The organism is Xanthomonas hortorum, assembly GCF_011305375.1.
Taxonomy (GTDB): domain Bacteria; phylum Pseudomonadota; class Gammaproteobacteria; order Xanthomonadales; family Xanthomonadaceae; genus Xanthomonas; species Xanthomonas hortorum_E.
Genome location: NZ_VCME01000004.1, coordinates 439,556 through 457,919, shown reverse-complemented (window position 1 = coordinate 457,919; position 18,364 = coordinate 439,556). Strand labels below are relative to the sequence as shown.

The following is an 18,364-nucleotide window of genomic DNA, read 5'->3' as shown; positions in this document are numbered from 1 at the left end:
TCATCGTGCTGCTGCCTTGTGCAGTGCGTCCTGACGACCGGTGTGTTGGGTTATCTACGCAAGGCAGCGCCCCCTGCGGCGAGTCGTCATTGGACAAGACTGATGCCGCTCTTGGTACCGCAACCGTGCGGCTGATTCCGGGGATCTATCGCCGCGTGGCGGCTGCCCGGATATTTGAGGAAGTTTCGCCAGGTGTCGTCTGCCTTGCATATTGGCACCGTACATTCCGCAATGACCAACGGGATGACCGCCAAGTATGTGTTCCAGGCAAGCTAGGAAAACGGGGCAGGGTGGTGAACAGACGCCCGCAGGCGATGACGGCAGCGGCGCAATGGGGATTGCGTCGTTGCCGTCGCGCGGGATCAATGCGCCGTTGCAGGCAGGTGTCAGGCAACGCTCGAAGACAGTGCCTCGGCCGCGCTGGCCGATGCCGGCACTTGCACTTGGCATGTTGCTGCTGATCGCTTGCACGCCGCGGACACCTGCGCCGCCTGCAGTCGTGCCGACCACGCAATTGGAGCGCGTGGTTGTGGTGTTCCGACATGGTGTACGTGCGCCGTTGCAGGGCGAAGCCGCCGCAGCGCACTACGCAGACGCGCCGTGGCCGCAGTGGTCCACGCCGGCTAGCCTGCTCACCCCGCATGGGCGCATCGGCGTGCAATTGAGCGGCGACTATCTGCGCCAATGGCTGGCGCAGCACAAGGTGGTGCCGAGCAGCGGTTGCCCGGCGCCAGGCAGCGTGTCGATCTGGGCCAACACCGATCAACGCACCATCGACAGCGGCGCCTTGCTGGCCGAGGCGCTGGCACCCGGTTGCGGTATCGTGGCCGGGCACCGCGAGGCCGGCAGCAACGACCCGTTGTTCCGACCGATCGAAGCCGGCGCGGTTGCATTCGATGCCATTGCAGCGGTCGCCTCGATCGAAAAGCAGACCGGCGGTCCTGCCGCGTTGCTGCAAGGGCATGCGGCCGAACTGCAGGCGATGCAGCAGATTCTGGGCTGCACCCGCACGCCTTGCGATTTTGTGCAGATGCCATCCACGCTGACGCCGTCTGCCAATGGCCGCGGCCTGGCCTTGGGTGGGCCGATCGATCTGACCTCCGGCACCGGCGAGGTCCTGCTGCTGCAATACGCCGAAGGCCTGCCGCTGTCGCAGGTCGGCTGGGGCCGCGCCACGCCCGAGCGGCTGGCGCAGGTCTCGCGGCTGCATGCGCTGCTGTTCGACATCTACGCACGGCCGCACTACATGGCCGCGCGCTCGGGTGCACCGCTGGCGCGCGAAGTGCTGCAACGCTTCGGTGACGCGCAGGCGGCGAAGGTATCGCTGTTCGTCGGCAGCGACACGCATATCGCCGCGTTGAGCAGTTTGCTGGGCGTGCACTTTCACTTGCCCGGCTACGGCGCGGATGATCCGCCGCCGGGCGGTGCGTTGGTGCTTAGCCTATGGCGCGAGCCGAGTGGGACGCAGGTGGTGCGTGCGCAGTATCTGGCGCAATCGCTGGATCAACTGCGGACGCTGGCGCCGCTCAATCTGGAGCATCCGCCGTTGCAGCAGAAGTTGGCGCTTGGCGTTTGCACAGCAGAGCAACGTATGGCGTGCCCGTTGCCGGAGTTTACGCAGGCGCTCGAGAAGCAGCTGCAGCTCGATCGGTAACCGTGCAGCAGCAATCTTTAACTCGAAAAATGCGATCAGCGGCTGTTCTTTCTCCCACCGGGAGAAGGTGCCCCGCAGGGGCGGATGAGGGTACGTGCGGAGCCTGGTGTCATCGAATACGCAAGGAGGCTTCGCCCCGTACCCTCACGCCAAACCCTCTCCCGCAGAATCGTCGCTGTCGCAAAGCAAAGCTAAAGGCTTTCAAGCGGCCTAATGCTTGCTGATTCCGCAGGCGATGTTGTCGGTATCAATTCAACACGTTGCCATTCGACGCTGCTGCCATAGTGCCAGTCGTTGGAACTATCACTTCGCCAGCGAAGTCCACGCTCCGAAGCTCGATCAGTTCAACCAGACCCCGCTTTTCCGTCAACCACCGACAACAACCGGTGGTGCTTGCACGCGTACCGGCGTGGGACCTTACGCGGCATGGATGCCGCGTAAGAGCCTACAGGGACGTACTTGCGGCGTGTCCCACGCCGGTACGCGTGCAAGCGCCCGCAGCAAACCGAAGCATTGGCATGAAAACGCCAGATGTCGTGCGCAAGGCCGATCGGTATGCGGAGTCGGTCGGCGGCGCGGTGCCACATCCGGTGTCGGGACACGCCGTAAATCCATCTTTGGAGGCTCGGTGGCGGCATCCATGCCGCCACACGGTCCCGCCCCCGGAGGCGACACCGCGCTCCCAGTATTGCTAGCGCTGATCGGCAGGCGATGCTCCCCACACAAGCCTTGATCACGGTACGCGTTCGGCCAAAACGCACATGGGCCGCATCAGCGGCCCATGTGCAACTCACTACATCCGCTCCCGCTGGAGCAACTGGCTTACTTCAGCTTGGCGTCGGCGCGCAGCGCGTCGGCACGGTCGGTCTTTTCCCACGAGAACGCGGTGGCGTTGTGCTGCGCACCGGTTGCGTCGGTGTAGCTGAAGTCCTTCGGCTTGCGGCCGAAGTGACCGTAGGACGCGGTCTGCTGGTACATCGGGTGGATCAGGTCGAGCATCTGGATGATGCCGAACGGGCGCAGGTCGAAATGCTTGCGGATCAGCTTTTCGATCTTCTCGTCGGCGATCTTGCCGGTGCCGAAGGTGGTGACCGAGATCGAGGTCGGCTCGGCCACGCCGATGGCGTAGGAAACCTGCACTTCGCAACGGTCGGCCAGGCCGGCAGCCACCACGTTCTTGGCGACATAGCGCGCAGCGTAGGCAGCCGAGCGATCGACCTTGGACGGATCCTTGCCCGAGAACGCACCGCCACCGTGACGGGCCCAGCCGCCGTAGGTGTCGACGATGATCTTGCGGCCGGTCAGGCCGCAATCGCCCACCGGGCCGCCGATCACGAACTTGCCGGTCGGGTTGATGTGGAACTTGGTGCCCTTGTGCAGCCACTTGGCCGGCAGCACCGGCTTGAGGATTTCCTCGCGCACCGCTTCGATCAGGTCTTTCTGCTTGACGCCCGGATCGTGCTGGGTCGACAACACCACCGCATCGATCGCGGTCGCAACGCCGTCTTCATAGCGCAAGGTGACCTGCGACTTGGCATCCGGACGCAGCCAGGACAGCGCCGAGTTCTTCTTCTTGCGGATCTTGGCCTGCTGCTCGACCAGGCGGTGTGCCAGGTGGATCGCGGCGGGCATGTGGCTGTCGGTCTCGTTGGTCGCATAGCCGAACATCAGGCCCTGGTCGCCAGCGCCTTGCTGTTCCGGGTTCTTGCGGTCAACGCCCTGGTTGATATCCGGCGACTGCTTGCCGATCAGGTTGAGCACACCACAGGTCTCGCCGTCGAAGCCGACGTCGGAGCTGTTGTAGCCGATGTCCAGGATCACCTTGCGGGTGAGCGCTTCCAGGTCGATCCAGGCGCTGGTGGTCACTTCGCCGGCAACGATCGCAACACCGGTCTTGACCATCGTCTCGCACGCCACGCGGGCACGCTTGTCCTGGGCCAGGATGGCATCCAGCACAGCGTCGGAGATCTGGTCGGCGATCTTGTCCGGATGGCCTTCGGAGACCGATTCGGAGGTGAACAGGTAGCTGGACATCTGGCTTATATCCCTTGATTCGGATGAAAAGATGGCTGCGGATGATACACGCCCCGCATGTCCGTTGCATTGTGCGCCTGAACAGGTGGCAATGGAGTTAAGCAGACGTCGGTGACAGCAAGGCGCTGCTGTCCCGGACGACCAGCCAAGCCTCGCGGATGATCGCCCTGCATTCGACTGAAAACGCGTACAAACATGCCTGCCAATGCATGTTGGGCCTGCTAGCATCGGGCGATGGATTCATTGACCCAGATCGTTCTCGGCGCCGCCGTCGCTGCCGCCATCGCCCCGGCCGGACAGCGCCGTGCCGCCTTGTTGGCCGGCGCGGCACTGGGCACCTTGCCCGACCTCGATTCGCTGGCGCTGCTGCCGCTCACCGACGACCCGGTCACGCTGATGACCGTGCATCGCAGCTTTAGCCATTCGTTGTTGGTGCTGCCATTGGTCGGTTGGTTGATCTGGTGGTTGTACCGCCGCTACGGCAACCGGCGCGTGGCCAGTGCGCCCAAGCGCTGGTTCTGGGCGATTCAACTGGCCTTGATCACGCACCCCTTGCTGGATGCCTTCACTGTCTATGGCACCCAGCTGTGGTGGCCGTTGCAGCCGCATCCGGCCATGTGGTCGAGTGTGTTCATCATCGATCCGGGCTACACGCTATGGCTGTTGCTGGCCTGTGCAGTGGCATGGTTTGCACGTGCGCGGCCGCTTGCCCAGCACGCCTTGGTGATCGGCCTTGCGTTGAGTTCCGCGTATCTGGGTTGGTCGCTGCTGGCCAAGCACCTGGTCGACCGCGAAGCCGATCGCGCGCTGGCCGCACTCGGCTTGAAGGATGCGCCGCGCTTCTCGGTGCCGATGCCGCTCAACACCTTGTTGTGGCGGGTGGTGGCGATGACGCCCAACGGCTATGTGATCGGCGAGCGCTCGCTGGTGGCTGACAAGGGCCCGATGCAGTTCCGCGGCTATTCCAGCAACACCCAGGCTTTGGGCGAAGTGGCCAGGTTCGAATCGGTGCGCCGGCTGACCTGGTTCAATCGCGGCTTCATGCGCGCGCGCCTGGTCGACGACGAGTTGATGCTCAGCGACCTGCGCATGGGCCTGGAGCCGGACTACAACTTCAACTTCGTGGTGGCCCATCGCCAGGACGGCCAGTGGCAGCCGATCACCCCGCGGCAGGTCCAGGCGGCCTACCGGGCGCCGGTGGCACGCGATCAGATCGGCGAAGTGCTGGCGCAGATGTGGCGACGCATCTGGCACGAGCCGGCCGGCACGGTGCTGACCGGCGATCTGGAACATGCCGCCGCGCCTGCGCCGGTTACTCAATAGAACGGCGCAGTAAACCCTCTCGACGCCGGCTCAGTACACCGTGGCGCGCGCCTGCACAAACGAATAGAAGAACACCGCATTCGGGTCGCTGTGCACCTGCGCCAGTTCGCGGCGCATGCCTTCCACGGTCTTTGCGTCAACCGCGCCGGCCTGCAGCAATTGCTCAGCCGCCGACAGCAGCACTTCTTCCCAGAACCCGATCATGGTCTTGCGCCGGCCCGGCTCGCGGTTGTCCAGATGCAGCGTCTTGATCTCGGTCTGCACATCGCGAAAGCCGCCGGCCAGCAGCAGGTTGCCCAGCTTGGCGCCGACGAACGGGTCGCCGCCCTGGTCGTGCTGAAAATCGTTGAACGCCATCCAGTAGCGCCACAGATTCGGCGAGTACGGATGCAGCAGGAACGAGGCATTCATCACCTCGGTGACGTACACCGGCGAGCCCGGCAACAGCACGCGGCGCACTTCGTTGAGCACGCGTGCGGGCGAGGGCACATGTTCGAGCACCCAACACAGGAATGCCGCATCGAATTGACGCGCCTCGAACGGCAGGTCGGTCGCATCGGCCTGTTGCAAGGTGTAGCGCTCGCGGCACCACGCCAGCCGCTCGAGATTCGCGCGTGCCGCGCCCAATTGCGCTTCGCTCAAGTCCACGCCGGTCACGTGCAGATCGGGAAAGCGGCGCAACAGGATCTCGGTTTGCGCGCCCACGCCGCTGCCCACTTCCAGCAGACGCCGCGCGCCGCTGTAGTCGATCTGATTGAACAAGGTGGCTTCGAGCAAGCGCGCCTGTTTGAGCAGGCGTGCCTGTTCGGTGGGCGAAAAACCATGCAGATAGGTTGGGGTATCGCCAGGTGCGCTCATGCGTGCAGCTCTCACAAAAGGTTGAAGCTAGAAAATCAGATTCAGGCTGCGGCCGACAGCGCCGGCGGCACGCCGGCGATCAACGCATCGAAATAATCGCGGGTCAGCGCCAGCTGCGCCTCCGGCGTTTCGGCGCGATTGACCACCGCGCGGAAGTCAGCGCTTTGCGGGTGATCCTTGGCGTACCAGCCCAGATGCTTGCGCGCGATGCGCACGCCCTGCGGCTGCCCGTAGAACGCATGCAGCGCTTGCAGATGGCCAAGCAAGGTGTCGCGCACGAACGCCAACGACGGCGGCGGCAACAGCTCGCCGGTGGCCAGGTAATGCGCCACCTCGCCGAAGATCCACGGCCGCCCCTGCGCGGCGCGGCCGATCATCACCGCATCCACGCCGGTGTCGCGCAGCACCTGCGCCGCCTTCTGCGGCGAGTCGATATCGCCATTGGCGATCACCGGAATCTGCAGTGCAGCCTTGATCTGCGCAATCGTCGCGTACTCCGCACTGCCGGTGTAATGCTGATCGCGGGTGCGCCCGTGTACTGCCAGCGCCGCAATGCCGCAGTCCTGCGCGATGCGCGCGATGGTGGGGCCGTTGCGATGATCGCAATCCCACCCGGTGCGGATCTTCAAGGTCACCGGCACATTCACCGCCTGCACCACTGCGCGCAGGATGCGCGCCACCAGGTCTTCGTCGCGCATCAGCGCCGAGCCGGCCCAGGCGTTGCAGACTTTTTTGGCCGGGCAGCCCATGTTGATGTCGATCAGCTGCGCGCCATGATCCACGTTGTAGCGCGCGGCCTCGGCCAGCTGCTGCGGCTCGGTGCCGGCGATCTGCACGCTGATCGGATCCGGCTCGCCGGCATGGTCCATGCGATGCAGCGATTTACGCGTGCCCCAGAAGCGTGGATCGGAGATGGTCATCTCCGACACCGCCAGCCCGGCGCCCAGCCGTTTGCACAACAGCCGGAACGGCTTGTCGGTGACGCCGGCCATCGGGGCCAGGATCACCTTGGGGTCGATGGAGTAGGGGCCGATGTGCATGGCGGCATTGTAGCTGGGAGGGGAAGGGGGAGTCGGGAATGGGGATTGGGGAATCGTAAGAGCGCTTGCGGGCTTCGGCCTGAGCGATTGCTATGCGAGTCAGTTGAGCAATGTCCGCGTGATTGGCAAAGTGCGACGTGTAAAGGACGACAGTGGCGGGAGTATTGGTTGGCCGTACCTCACTCCAACTGTGCTGTGGAGTTGACTGTCTTCCGTCGTACCCTCACCCCAACCCCCGCTTCGCGCCCCTGCCCGCGCTTGCGGCGCGGGCGCTCCAAGGCACACGCGCCACTGGCGCGTAAGCAGCGCCTTCTCGCCCCGCGGGGAGAGGGGCTTCTCCATCCTTCTCCCCTCGGGAGAAGGTGGCGCGTTAGCGCCGGATGAGGGTACGGGCGCCGACACTGCATCAGGCCTCGTCCTGTTTACCCCAGACGACTGTCCGATGAAGAGGACAGAGGTTTCGTTGCCGACAGTGCTCGCAGCGTCCGTCGGCAGACAGGTCTCAACATGCCGTTCGCCAATCAAAAACAGTCTCTAAAATGCAGGCCAACACCCTGAACGCAAAAGGCGACCGCATCGCTGCGGTCGCCTTCGTCGTCGCGTGAAGCGTGCGGATCACACGGCCGGTTCGGGCACCATTCGCGGCATCGAGGTAGCAGCGCCCTCCACTTCGGTGGAGCGTGCGGCAAAGCGGGTGGCAAAGCGCACGTGGGTGTTGAAGCTGGCGCCGGGCGACTGCGCCAGCGAGGCCACCAGCGCGCCATTGAAGGCATCGCCGGCGCCGGTGGTGTCCACCGTCTGCGCGCTTTCCGCGCCCACGCGGTAATGCGCGGCGGTATCGCCACGCAGCTGTTCTTCTGCGTGCGAAATGAACGCGCCCACCGAACCCAACGTCACCACCACGGTGCCGCCCGGCAGCAACTTGCGGCATAGCGAATGCAGCGTGTTGCCGTCCAGCGCCGCCACATCGTCGGCGTTGATGCGTTCGCCAACATGGCGGCCGAGCAGGGCGGCAAACTCGGTTTCGTTGGGCGTCAGCACATCCGACAACTTGAGCAGACCGATCGAGGTCGGCGCATTGGCCGGCGCGGCGTTGAGCACAGTGAGCACGCCGCATTCGCGCGCCAAGGCCAACGCAGATTCGATGGTTTCCGCCGGCGATTCCAGCTGCGCCAGCAACACCCGGGACGAGGCGACCAGCGCGCGCTGGTTGTCGACGAACGCGGCGCTCAGCACCGAGTTGGCGCCGGCACCGATCACGATGGTGTTGCGGCCATGCGCATCTACATAGATACCGCCGGTGCCGGTCGGCTCATTGCTGGGCTCGGCGATCAGCGCAAAGCCATCGTGCGCGGCAAGCGAGCGCGCCAGCGCACCGCCGGCATCGTCGCCCAGCGCGCACAAAAAATGCGTCTTGGCGCCGGCACGCGCGGCCGCGACCGCCTGATTGAACCCCTTGCCCCCCGGGCCGGTGCTGTAGCGACCGGCGATGGTGGCACCCGGCGCGGGCAGGACATCACAGCGCCACACGTGATCGACATTGAAGGACCCGACAACGACGACCGAACTCATAAATACCCTTAACTTGAATGACTGAATAAAACGTGGCGTGCCGCGATTAGACCGGCACACCGATGAACCCGCGCCACCTCAACCGAAATGCGAGAGCACGCCGGCAATGGTAGCGGTCATGAACGTTGCGATCGAACCGCCGAGCACCGCGCGCAGCCCGAACTTGGCCAGATCGTGACGGCGTTCCGGTGCCAGACCGCCGATGCCGCCGATCTGGATCGCGATCGAGCTGAAGTTGGCAAAGCCGCACAGCGCATACGTGGCAATCAGCCGGCCTTCGGCGCTCAGGCCCACGCCCGGTACTTCGCCCTTCACGATCCGCGACAGCTCGCTGTAGGCGACGAACTCGTTGATCACCACCTTCTGGCCGATCAGCGAACCGACCGTGGTCGCGTCCACCCACGGGGTGCCGATCACCCAGGCGATCGGCGCCAGCACGTAGCCGAAGATCGTCGACAGGTTGGTCGGATGGCCCAGCGCCTTGGCGGCGCCGGTGACATCGCCCAACCAGGTCAGCGGTGCGTTGATCAACGCGATCAGCGCGATGAAGGCCAGCAGCATCGCGCCGATATTCAGCGCCAGCCGCAAGCCATCGCCGGCGCCGGCCGCAGCCGCATCGATGACATTGCTGGTGGTCTTTTCCACTTCCATCTTGACCGTGCCGCGGGTCAGCGGGGTGCCGGTTTCCGGCACCAGCAGCTTGGCCACCACCAGGGTGGCGGGCGCGGCCATGATGCTGGCGGCGAGCAGGTGCTTGGCGTAGAACGCCTGCTGCGCAGGGTCGCTGCCGCCGAGCATGCCGACGTACGCAGCCAGCACGCCACCGGCGATATGCGCCATGCCGCCGATCATCATCGTCAGCAGCTCGGACTGGGTCATCTTGGGAATGTACGGGCGCACGGTCAGCGGCGCCTCGGTCTGGCCAATGAACACGCTGGCGCACACGCTGGTGGTTTCCGCCCCCGACACGCGCATCACCTTGGTGATCGCCCAGGCCATCGCACGCACGATCACCTGCATCACGCCCAGGTGGTAGAGCACGCCCATCAGCGCGGAGAAGAAGATGATGGTGGGCAGCACCTGGAACGCAAAAATGAAGCCGTTGCTGTTGATGTCCATCAGGCTGCCGAAAATGAAGCTGGAGCCCTCATTGACGAAGCTCAGCACCCTCACGAAGCCCTGGCCTAGCCAGTCGAACACGTCGCGCCCGCCCGGCACCAGCAGCACCAGTGCGGCGAACGAAATCTGCAGCGCCAGACCGGTGGCGACCAGCTTCCAGTCGATCGCGCGGCGGTTGTTCGAAAACAGCCAGGTGATGCCGATGAGCACCGCCAGACCGAACAGGCCGAAGCCGATCCTTCCCAAACCTTCGACCATTCCATTCCCCGGCGCAGACGGCAAACCGAGAAGCCTAGAGCAGGGGGTGACGGTGGGCAAGGCGAGCGGTGTTCAGACGTTCCCCGTCAGCCCGCAACCGAGATGCAGCGGGCGCGGGTAGGGTGGAGTTGGCAAGCGGGTGAGCCACGCTTGCGCAAAGTCGGGGATGTGCGGCGTCGACTCGCCGGCCGTATGCCGCCAGCAAGGGCACGTTCCCAAGCACGATCAGCCAGCTAGACGCTGCTTTCCGGCAGCCGTCGGCCACAAATACGTTTTTCTTCCAGTCACCGACCACAATCGGTGGTGCTTGCGCGCGTACCGGCGTGGGACCTTATACGGCATGGATGCCGCAGAAGAGCCTACATGGACGTACTTGCGGCGTGTCCCACGCCGGTACGCGTGCAAGCGCCCCGCAGTGACCGAGGCTTTCTCAAAAACCGGTCAGACGTCGCGGGTGGGAGCGGTCGATGCGCGGCGCCGCATCCGGGAGCGGGACACGCCGTGAATCCGTCCCTGGAGGCTCGGTGGCGGCATCCATGCCGCCACACGGTCCCGCCCCCGGATACGACACCGCGCTTCCACTCTTCGTGGCTGCTGATCGGAAAGCGATGCCTTCGGGCAAACAGCGTACCTGCGGATCCACAGTGATTATTAGGCCTGTACGACATGCCCTGTCGCCCCGGCAACCTCACGTCCTACACTGCGCACGCCGATCCGGGGCAGGGCGCCGCGGAGGTTGTTGGAGTCTGCCAATGCATTACCGTCGTCTGGGTTCCACCGGGCTGCAGCTGTCGGCCTTGTCGTTCGGGGCCTGGGTCACCTTCGGCAAGCAGATCGGGCGCAGCGAAGCGCGCAACCTGATTGCCGCCGCCTGGGACAACGGCGTCAATTTCTTCGACAACGCCGAGGTGTATGCACGCGGCCGCGCCGAAGAAGTGATGGGCGATGTCATCGCCGACCTGCGCCTGCCGCGCGATGGCTATTGCGTATCGAGCAAGGTGTTCTTCGGCGCGGTGGACAGTCCGCGCCCGACCCAGCGCGGACTCTCGCGCAAGCACATCACCGATGCCTGCCATGCCGCACTCAAGCGCCTGCGCGTGGAGTATCTGGATCTGTATTTCTGCCACCGGCCCGACCCGGAGACGCCCATCCAGGAAACCGTGCGCGCCATGGACGCACTGATCCGCCAGGGCAAGGTGCTGTACTGGGGCACCTCCGAATGGAGCGCCGAACAGTTACGCGCCGCCATCGCCATCGCCGAGCAGGAGCATCTGCACGCCCCGTCGATGGAGCAGCCGCAGTACAACCTGCTGCATCGCGACCGGTTGGAGCGCGAGTACGCCCCGCTATGCGAAGCCGGGCTGGGCACCACCATCTGGTCACCGCTGGCCTCGGGCCTGCTGACCGGCAAGTACAACGCCGGCGTGGACGCCGACACCCGCCTGGGCCAGCCGGGCAATCACTGGTTGCAGGACGAAGTGCTGGGTGCACCGGAGGCCCGCCGCCTGGAACGTGCCCGCGCGTTCTGCGCGCTGGCCGCCGAGTTGGGCCAGTCGCCCGCACGCCTGGCCATCGCCTGGTGCCTGCGCAACCCGCATGTGTCCACGGTGATTCTCGGCGCCAGCCGCGTAGCGCAACTGGAAGAAAACCTAGGCGCGCTGGAGACGCTGACCAAGGTCGATGCAGCTGGCTGGGCGCGGGTGGAAGAGGTCATGCGCTGAGAGGTGGGATTGTTGATCCAGCTGGGCCAGGTCGGCTGCAGCTGGAATGTGAGAAGGCAGGCTTTCATGACGGACGATGGAGCTGCGGCACAACCGCTGCGCATATCGATTGATAAATACAATCGAAATGGGTGTATTCATCTAAAGATCCAGGCGTTCAAATGAGAATGGCTCTTGATCATTAAATGAGAATGGTTATTATTTGTCTGGCCAACCGACTGGAGATCCAGATCATGACCGCTCACCCCGTGCTGCTTCGCTCCGAACCGGTCAACCTGCGCGACCGCGCCGTCCCGCGCGCTGTCCCCGCAGAAGACGTCATCAGCAGCGAGGCGCTGCTCAAGGGCCGTCGCGAAGTGCTGATTCAGCATGGCGATCGTGTCTATCGCCTGCGCCATACCAGCAACGACAAGCTCATCCTGACCAAGTAACACCGCCGATAACCCGCTGCGCACCGCCAAGCGGGCGCTGGCGGTCGAGGTCGGCAGGTGCCAGCATCAGCCGCACTCGTTCGCTCCCGCCGCCTGATTGCCGCGCACGATGTTCTAAGTCGCTTCACCCCCCACCGATGCCCGCTAACGCAGGTATTGGAGCTGTCTGCCGCGGGCGTTGCCGCCGCCGCCCGCCACTTCATCATCTACCCTCGGCTGCCGCTCGCGGCGTCTGCCACAGCGCGCGCTGTCGGGGGTTCTTCTCGAAGGTTTCCGATGATCCGCCTGCATCCGCTGTTGGTCGCGCTGTCGCTGGCGCTGCCTGCTGTTCCGTTGTGTGCCCATGCTGCTGAACTCGACGGCAGCGGGGATGCCGCGCGTGAGGTGCACGACTTCAACCGGCTGCAGGTGACCGCCACGCGCACCCAGCGCGCCTTGGTCGATGTGCCGAGCACGGTGGATGTGATCGACCGCGAACAACTGGACAACCAACTGGTGCGCGAGCTCAAGGATCTGTTCCGTTACACGCCCGGCGTGTCGGTGACCAGTACCAGCGGCCGCTTCACCGGCGCCAACGGCATCCGCATCCGCGGGCTGGACGGCAACCGCGTGGCGATCCTGGTCGACAATGTGCCGGTGTCGGACACCTTCAGTTTCGGCAGTTACCTCAATGCCAACCGCAACTTCGTCGATCTGGAAACGCTCAAGCGCGTCGAAGTGGTGCGCGGGCCGGCCAGCTCCTTGTACGGTTCCGATGCGCTGGGCGGCGTGGTGGCCTTCGTCACCAAGGACCCGGCCGATTATCTCAGCGCCGACAAGCACAGCTACGTCGGGCTGAAGTTCGGCTACGAGGGCGACTGGAACGGGCTGTTCGCCGGTGCCACCGGCGCGTTCGGCGGCGAGCGCTGGAGCGGCATGGTGGCGGTGAGTCACCGCCAGGGTCAGGAAGCGCAGAACCAGGGCGACAACCGTAGCCGCGATTTCACCCGCACCGCGGCCAACCCGCAGCGAGTCGATGGCCGCAGCGTGCTCGCCAAACTCGTCTACGCGCCGAGCGCGCAACAGCGCTTCAAGCTCACCGTGGAAGGCAACGAAGACTACGGCAGCATCGATGCCTTGACCGGTATCGACCCGCGCAACGCGATGGCCTCGCTGCGCATTCTGTCGCAGGAAGGGCGCGATCATCAGACCCGCGCGCGCGTCTCGCTGCGGCACGAGCTGGATGCGCTGGATTGGGTGCTCGCCGACGATCTGCAGTGGCAGCTGTATCGCCAGGACAGCGAGAGCCTGCAGCGCACCAACGAGCTGCGCGGCAACAACACGCGCCGTCATAACGAACACAACTTCGATCAGCGCGTGTATGGCCTGCTGGTCAATGCGCACAAAGCCATCGACACCGGCACGCTCAGCCATGACATCACCTACGGGTTAGATGGCACCTGGACCGACACCCGCGCCAAGCGCGACGGGTATTCGGTGAATCTGGCCAATGGCGCGATCACCAATCGCGTCGGCCAGGACGTGTTTCCGGTGCGCGATTTCCCCAACAGCGAAACCACCAAGCTCGGGTTGTACGCGCAGGACGAGATCCGCCTGTTCGACGGCAAGCTGTCGCTGACACCCGGTGTGCGCGTGGATTATTTCCGCCTCTCGCCACAGGTGGACGATATCTTCCGCGAAGACAATCCCGGCGTGGTCGCTGCGACCATCGACGAAACCCAGGTCTCGCCCAAGTTCGGTGCGGTGTGGCGTTTCTCGGATGCATGGTCGGCATATGCCAATTACGCGCACGGCTTCCGCGCCCCGCCGTACAACGACGTCAATATTGGCTTCACCAATCTGCAGGCGCGCTACACCGCCATCGCCAATCCGGACCTGAAATCGGAGACCAGCCGTGGTGGCGAATTGGGGCTGCGCTTCAACGACGCGATCGGGTATCTGGGCGTCGCCGTGTACTACACCGACTACCGCAACTTCATCGAATCGTATGCGCCGGCCGGCTTCAACGCCGATGGGCTGATGCTGTTCCAGTCGCGCAACGTGGACGATGTGGTGATCAAGGGCGCCGAAGCGCGCGCCGGTGTCGATCTGGGCGCGCTGTCGGGCTGGCAGGGCTGGTCGCTCAACAGCGCCGTCGCCTATTCGGAAGGCGACAATCTTACCGATGACACCCCGCTCAATTCGGTCGACCCGCTGCGTGGCACCTTCGGGGTGGCCTTCGATAGCGATGGCTGGGGCGCGGAATTGATCGGCACCTTCGTTGCGCGCAAACGCCGCCCGCAGCTGGACAGCTATTACACGCCGGCCGGCTACGCCACGCTGGATCTGATGGGGCATTGGGAATTTGCGCCCGGCGCCAAGGTCACCGCCGGCATCTTCAATCTGGCCGATCGCCGCTATGTGGACTGGAACGCGCTGCCTAACGGCACGCTTGCCAGCAGCACGGTGCTCGACCGCTTCACCGGCGCCGGGCGTACCGCCTCGATCAGCCTGGCCGTGAGCTGGTAGCGGCCATGACCAGCGCCCGCCCACTGCCGCAGTTGTCGCATGCACGTGCCACCCGCGCCGCGCTGCCGCGTCCGCAGCAGCTGGCGGCCCTGGGCACGGTGCTATGTCTGTATCGGCCCGCGCTGGGCAATGAGCTGGATGGCTGGCAGCACGCGGTGGATGCGGCGGCATGCCGGCAGGTCGACAGCGACGGCGTGCGCGAAAGCATCTGGTTCTTCGATGCCGAAGGACACTGCTGCTGGCGGATTTGTCTGTTGCCGGACAGCGATTTTTTGATCTGGGATCGCCTGGTCTCGCGCTTGCCGCCGCTGCCGATGGAAACCCATGAGCTGGGCGTCGGCGAGCGGCTGTGGCGGCGCCTGGCCGGCCGTATGCGTGGGGAGGCCTGGCGATTGAGCGCGCTGCGTCTGCAGACGGCCGCCACTCGCGAACAACCATTTGTCGCCAGCCTGGCGACAGTCTCGGCACTGGGCGCGGAAGTGGCCGCACGCCTGGCGCGCGAGGAGGGCATCGACGGACGCGTGGCGGTGGATGATTGCTGCTGCGCACGCGCTGCGGCCTTGCGCGCTGACTCCACCTCATCCAGCGGCACCCACCCATCCGACATGACGACGTCGCTGGTGCGCTTGCGCCGCTGACGTTCCTGAGACCACCAACGAGAGTTCCGATGAGCCCACTGTTTCCCCGCTGTATCGCACTGACGCTGAGCCTGTTGCCGTTGATTGCCGCCGCCGACGCCCAGCGCGATCGCCAGAGCATCCTGGCGATGCAGGGCGAATACGCCGTGGACTTCGCCTTCGACGAAACCGTGCTGCTCAAGCCCGGTTACGAACGTGCCTCAGCCATGCGCAGCGGCGCCAGCGAAGTGGTCATCGTGGTCGAAGATTCACCGCGAAAAGTGGTGCTGCAGCACTTGTTGGTCGATGAAAAGAGCAAGCATGTCACCAAGCACTGGCGGCAGGACTGGATCTATGAAGCGCCGCAGCGTTTCGAGTTCACTGCCGAGCAGACCTGGACGGTGCATGCGCTGCCGCCGGCAGTCACGTCCGGCGCATGGACGCAATGCGTGTATGAAGTCAGCGACGCGCCCCGCTATTGCGGCACCGGTCGCTGGGACTATGCCGAGGGTCATCCCACCTGGACCAGCGATCTGAGCTGGCGCCCGTTGCCGCGCCGCGAATACACCAAGCGCAGCGACTACAACGCGCTGTCGGTGATCAATCGCCACACGCTTACGCCCAACGGCTGGACCCACGAACAGTTCAACACCAAGGTGCTGCGCAAGCCCGATGGCAGCCAGGAAGCGATCGCGCGCGAGTTCGGCTTCAACGATTACCGCAAGACCACCGAGGTCGATTTCGCCCCGGCCTATGCGTACTGGAAGGGCACCCAGGGCTACTGGGCCAAGGTGCGCACGCGCTGGGCCAAGTTCCTGGACACGCCGCCCGGCCTGCATCTGAAGACCAAGCCGGACGGCATGGCGATGATCATGCCAATGTTCCAGCAGGCCGAGACCGTGCAGAAGGGCAAGCGGGTCAAGGACGCGCAACTCGATGCGGTGTTCGCGCAGTGGGTGGAACCAGCGAACTAGGCACCCGGATGTCGTAGGAGCGCGCTGGCGCGCGATTGAGGCGTTATCGTAACGCCTCATAGCGCGCCAGCGCGCTCCTACGGGGCATTAGCCTTATTCCTTGAACATCAAGAACGCGGCCACCAGAATCAGGCCGAACGCGGCCCAGTGATTCCACTTCAACGACTGGCCCAGGTAGAACGTCGAGAAGCCGGCGAACACCAGTAGCGTGATCACCTCCTGCATGCCCTTGAGCTGCGGGGCCGAATACACCGCGCTCCCGAGCCGGTTGCCCGGCACCTGCAGGCAGTATTCAAAAAACGCGATGCCCCAGCTGACCAGGATCGCGATCATCAACGGCGTGCTCTTGTACTTCAGATGCCCGTACCAGGCGAAGGTCATGAACACGTTGCTGGCGAGCAACAGCAGGATCGGGTAGACGTAAGCAGTGAAGGGCGCGGTGGGCATGACGGCGGTCGGGGTGTGAGCGGGCCGGCAGCATAATCCAGCCCCGTTAAGCGCACGCGACCGTGCCGATGAGCCCGGTGCCGCCTAGCGCTGCATGCCCCAGCGGCGCACGGTCAGCCGCTCGATCGCCTGGAATACCACCCCTTCCACCAGCAAGCCCAGCACGATCACCATCGCCAGGCCGGCGAACACCCGGTCGGTATACAGCTCGTTGCGGTTCTGGAAAATGTACCAGCCCAAACCGCCCTGGCCGGAAGTGGCCCCGAACACCAGCTCGGCGGCGATCAGGGTGCGCCAGGCGAAGGCCCAGCCGATCTTCAGCCCGGACAGGATCGCCGGCAGCGCGGCGGGGATCAGCAGCTGCGCCACGTAGCGCGGCCCACGCAGCCCGTAATTGCGCCCGGCCATGCGCAGCGTTTCCGGTACTGCCTGGAAGCCGGCATAGGTGGTCAGCGCCAGCGGCCACAGCACCGAATGCACCAGCACGAACACCAGGCTGCCGGTGCCCAGGCCGAACCACAACAAGGCCAGCGGCAGCAGCGCGATGGCCGGCAGCGGGTTGAACATGGCGGTCAAGGTGCCGAGCACATCGCGGCCCCAGCGCGTGGAGGCGGCCAGCGCGGTCAGCACGAAGGCCAGCACCACGCCGAGCGCGTAGCCCTGCGCCAGCACGCGCAGCGAAGCGCCCACGCGGCGCAGCAACTCGCCCGACAGCAGTCCATCGTAAAACGCGCGTGCGGTCTGCAGGGCGCTGGGCAGCATCAGATCGTCGCCAACCACGCGCGCGGCGATCTCCCACACGGCGACCAGCACCACCAGCACCAGCGCCTTGCGCAGCCACGGCGGTGCCTGCCAGCGCGCCGGCGCGGCGGTAGCGATCAATGCGGGGTCCAGCGGTTGTAGTGCACGTTCGTACTCGGGCCGCACCGGCGGGAGCGGCGGCAGCGCGGTGGCGTCGCTATGGCTCATGGCAGCGCCTCGCGTTGCAACGCGGCCGGGCGACGCAACGGTGCCACCTTGTCGTCGTCCAGCGTGTCGTCAGGCAAGTCGAACAGCAGCCGGTGAATCCGCTGCGCGGTCTGCTGGAACGCCACGCTGCCGGCACTCTGCGGCCCGAACGCATGCGCGTTGAGTTCGGCGCGCACCTGCCCCGGATGCGGCGACAACAGCAGCACGCGATTGCCGACCACCAGGGCTTCTTCGATCGAGTGGGTGACGAACAGCAAGGTGAAGCGCGATTGCTCCCACAGCTCCAGCACCTGCTCCTGCATGCGCGAACGCGTCAATGCATCGAGTGCAGCGAAGGGCTCGTCCATCAGCAACACGCGCGGGCGCATCGCCAATGCGCGCGCGATCGCCACGCGTTGCTTCATGCCGCCGGACAAGGTGTGCGGATAGGCATCGGCAAAGGCGCTCAGACCGACCTGCGCCAGACTGTCGTCAGCACGTTCGCGCGCTTCGGCACGCGAGAGCTTGCGTGCCGCGCGCAGGCCGAACACCACGTTCTCGCGTACGGTTTTCCACGGCGCCAGCTGATCGAATTCCTGGAACACCACCACCCGGTCCGGCCCCGGCCCGGTGACCGCGTTGCCATCCAGACGGATCTGCCCCTCGCGCGGGGTCACAAAGCCGGCCACCGCCTTGAGCAAGGTGGATTTGCCGCAACCCGACGGCCCCAGCAGCACGAAGCGATCGGCTTCATGCACATCGAAACGCACGCGGTGGGTGGCACGCACCACGCGCTGCGCGGAGGCGTATTCCAGGCTGACGTGATCGACCTGCAGCAATGGCGTCGGCGTGGGCATCGC

Annotated in this window: 15 protein-coding genes; 7 read left to right on the top strand and 8 right to left on the bottom strand. The window is 65.1% G+C overall.

All coding sequences use genetic code 11. From position 1 onward, the window contains the following. Nucleotides 1-331: 331 nt before the first annotated feature. Nucleotides 332-1,654, top strand: a complete 1,323-nt coding sequence (locus tag FFY45_RS05175; RefSeq protein ID WP_439333512.1) for a histidine-type phosphatase — start codon at nucleotides 332-334, stop codon at nucleotides 1,652-1,654. A gap of 822 nt (nucleotides 1,655-2,476) precedes the next feature. Here FFY45_RS05175 and metK read toward each other — a convergent pair. Beyond that, nucleotides 2,477-3,688 carry a methionine adenosyltransferase gene (gene metK, locus FFY45_RS05170; RefSeq protein ID WP_115039816.1) on the bottom strand — a complete coding sequence of 404 codons (1,212 nt, stop codon included), beginning with the start codon at nucleotides 3,686-3,688 and terminating at the stop codon, nucleotides 2,477-2,479. A gap of 234 nt (nucleotides 3,689-3,922) precedes the next feature. Here metK and FFY45_RS05165 point away from each other — a divergent pair, with 234 nt between their 5' ends. After that, the gene (locus tag FFY45_RS05165) at nucleotides 3,923-5,011 is read left to right on the top strand and encodes a metal-dependent hydrolase (protein ID WP_176339615.1); all 1,089 of its coding nucleotides are present in this window, start codon (nucleotides 3,923-3,925) and stop codon (nucleotides 5,009-5,011) included. A gap of 30 nt (nucleotides 5,012-5,041) precedes the next feature. On the opposite strand, the gene FFY45_RS05160 is transcribed toward FFY45_RS05165, so the two are convergent. From FFY45_RS05160 to FFY45_RS05145, 4 genes are all read right to left on the bottom strand, one after another. Further along, on the bottom strand, nucleotides 5,042-5,869 hold the full coding sequence (locus FFY45_RS05160; protein ID WP_176339614.1) for a class I SAM-dependent methyltransferase: 828 nt from the start codon (nucleotides 5,867-5,869) through the stop codon (nucleotides 5,042-5,044). 41 nt (nucleotides 5,870-5,910) lie between these two features. Further along, nucleotides 5,911-6,909 carry a tRNA dihydrouridine synthase DusB gene (gene dusB / locus FFY45_RS05155; protein ID WP_176339613.1) on the bottom strand — a complete coding sequence of 333 codons (999 nt, stop codon included), beginning with the start codon at nucleotides 6,907-6,909 and terminating at the stop codon, nucleotides 5,911-5,913. 615 nt (nucleotides 6,910-7,524) lie between these two features. Beyond that, nucleotides 7,525-8,481 carry a ribokinase gene (locus FFY45_RS05150; protein ID WP_176339612.1) on the bottom strand — a complete coding sequence of 319 codons (957 nt, stop codon included), beginning with the start codon at nucleotides 8,479-8,481 and terminating at the stop codon, nucleotides 7,525-7,527. 78 nt (nucleotides 8,482-8,559) lie between these two features. Continuing rightward, nucleotides 8,560-9,858 carry a NupC/NupG family nucleoside CNT transporter gene (locus FFY45_RS05145; RefSeq protein ID WP_006451423.1) on the bottom strand — a complete coding sequence of 433 codons (1,299 nt, stop codon included), beginning with the start codon at nucleotides 9,856-9,858 and terminating at the stop codon, nucleotides 8,560-8,562. A gap of 752 nt (nucleotides 9,859-10,610) precedes the next feature. On the opposite strand from FFY45_RS05145, the gene FFY45_RS05140 reads away from it, so the two are divergent. The 5 genes from FFY45_RS05140 (at nucleotide 10,611) to FFY45_RS05120 (ending at nucleotide 16,109) form a co-directional block, all read left to right on the top strand. Further along, nucleotides 10,611-11,579: a potassium channel beta subunit family protein gene (locus FFY45_RS05140; protein ID WP_176339611.1), complete on the top strand. Its 969-nt coding sequence runs from the start codon at nucleotides 10,611-10,613 to the stop codon at nucleotides 11,577-11,579. 191 nt (nucleotides 11,580-11,770) lie between these two features. Then, a complete protein-coding gene (gene hemP, locus FFY45_RS05135) occupies nucleotides 11,771-12,010 on the top strand; it encodes a hemin uptake protein HemP (protein ID WP_023902748.1) in 240 nt (79 codons plus the stop codon). 276 nt (nucleotides 12,011-12,286) lie between these two features. Then, nucleotides 12,287-14,518 (top strand): TonB-dependent hemoglobin/transferrin/lactoferrin family receptor, encoded by a 2,232-nt coding sequence (locus FFY45_RS05130; RefSeq protein ID WP_176339610.1) that lies wholly within the window; start codon nucleotides 12,287-12,289, stop codon nucleotides 14,516-14,518. Nucleotides 14,519-14,523: 5 nt separating this feature from the next. Next, a complete protein-coding gene (locus tag FFY45_RS05125) occupies nucleotides 14,524-15,156 on the top strand; it encodes a ChuX/HutX family heme-like substrate-binding protein (protein WP_176339609.1) in 633 nt (210 codons plus the stop codon). A 29-nt stretch (nucleotides 15,157-15,185) separates the two neighbouring features. Then, on the top strand, nucleotides 15,186-16,109 hold the full coding sequence (locus tag FFY45_RS05120; protein WP_176339608.1) for a DUF6607 family protein: 924 nt from the start codon (nucleotides 15,186-15,188) through the stop codon (nucleotides 16,107-16,109). 93 nt (nucleotides 16,110-16,202) lie between these two features. On the opposite strand, the gene FFY45_RS05115 is transcribed toward FFY45_RS05120, so the two are convergent. The 3 genes from FFY45_RS05115 to FFY45_RS05105 form a co-directional block, all read right to left on the bottom strand. Then, the gene (locus FFY45_RS05115) at nucleotides 16,203-16,556 is read right to left on the bottom strand and encodes a DMT family protein (RefSeq protein WP_023902752.1); all 354 of its coding nucleotides are present in this window, start codon (nucleotides 16,554-16,556) and stop codon (nucleotides 16,203-16,205) included. Between the two features lie 84 nt (nucleotides 16,557-16,640). Further along, nucleotides 16,641-17,525: an ABC transporter permease gene (locus FFY45_RS05110; protein ID WP_176339607.1), complete on the bottom strand. Its 885-nt coding sequence runs from the start codon at nucleotides 17,523-17,525 to the stop codon at nucleotides 16,641-16,643. After that, nucleotides 17,522-18,361, bottom strand: coding sequence for an ABC transporter ATP-binding protein (locus FFY45_RS05105; protein WP_176339606.1), 840 nt, complete (start codon nucleotides 18,359-18,361; stop codon nucleotides 17,522-17,524). The genes FFY45_RS05110 and FFY45_RS05105 overlap by 4 nt, the downstream gene beginning before the upstream one ends. Nucleotides 18,362-18,364 lie beyond the last annotated feature (3 nt).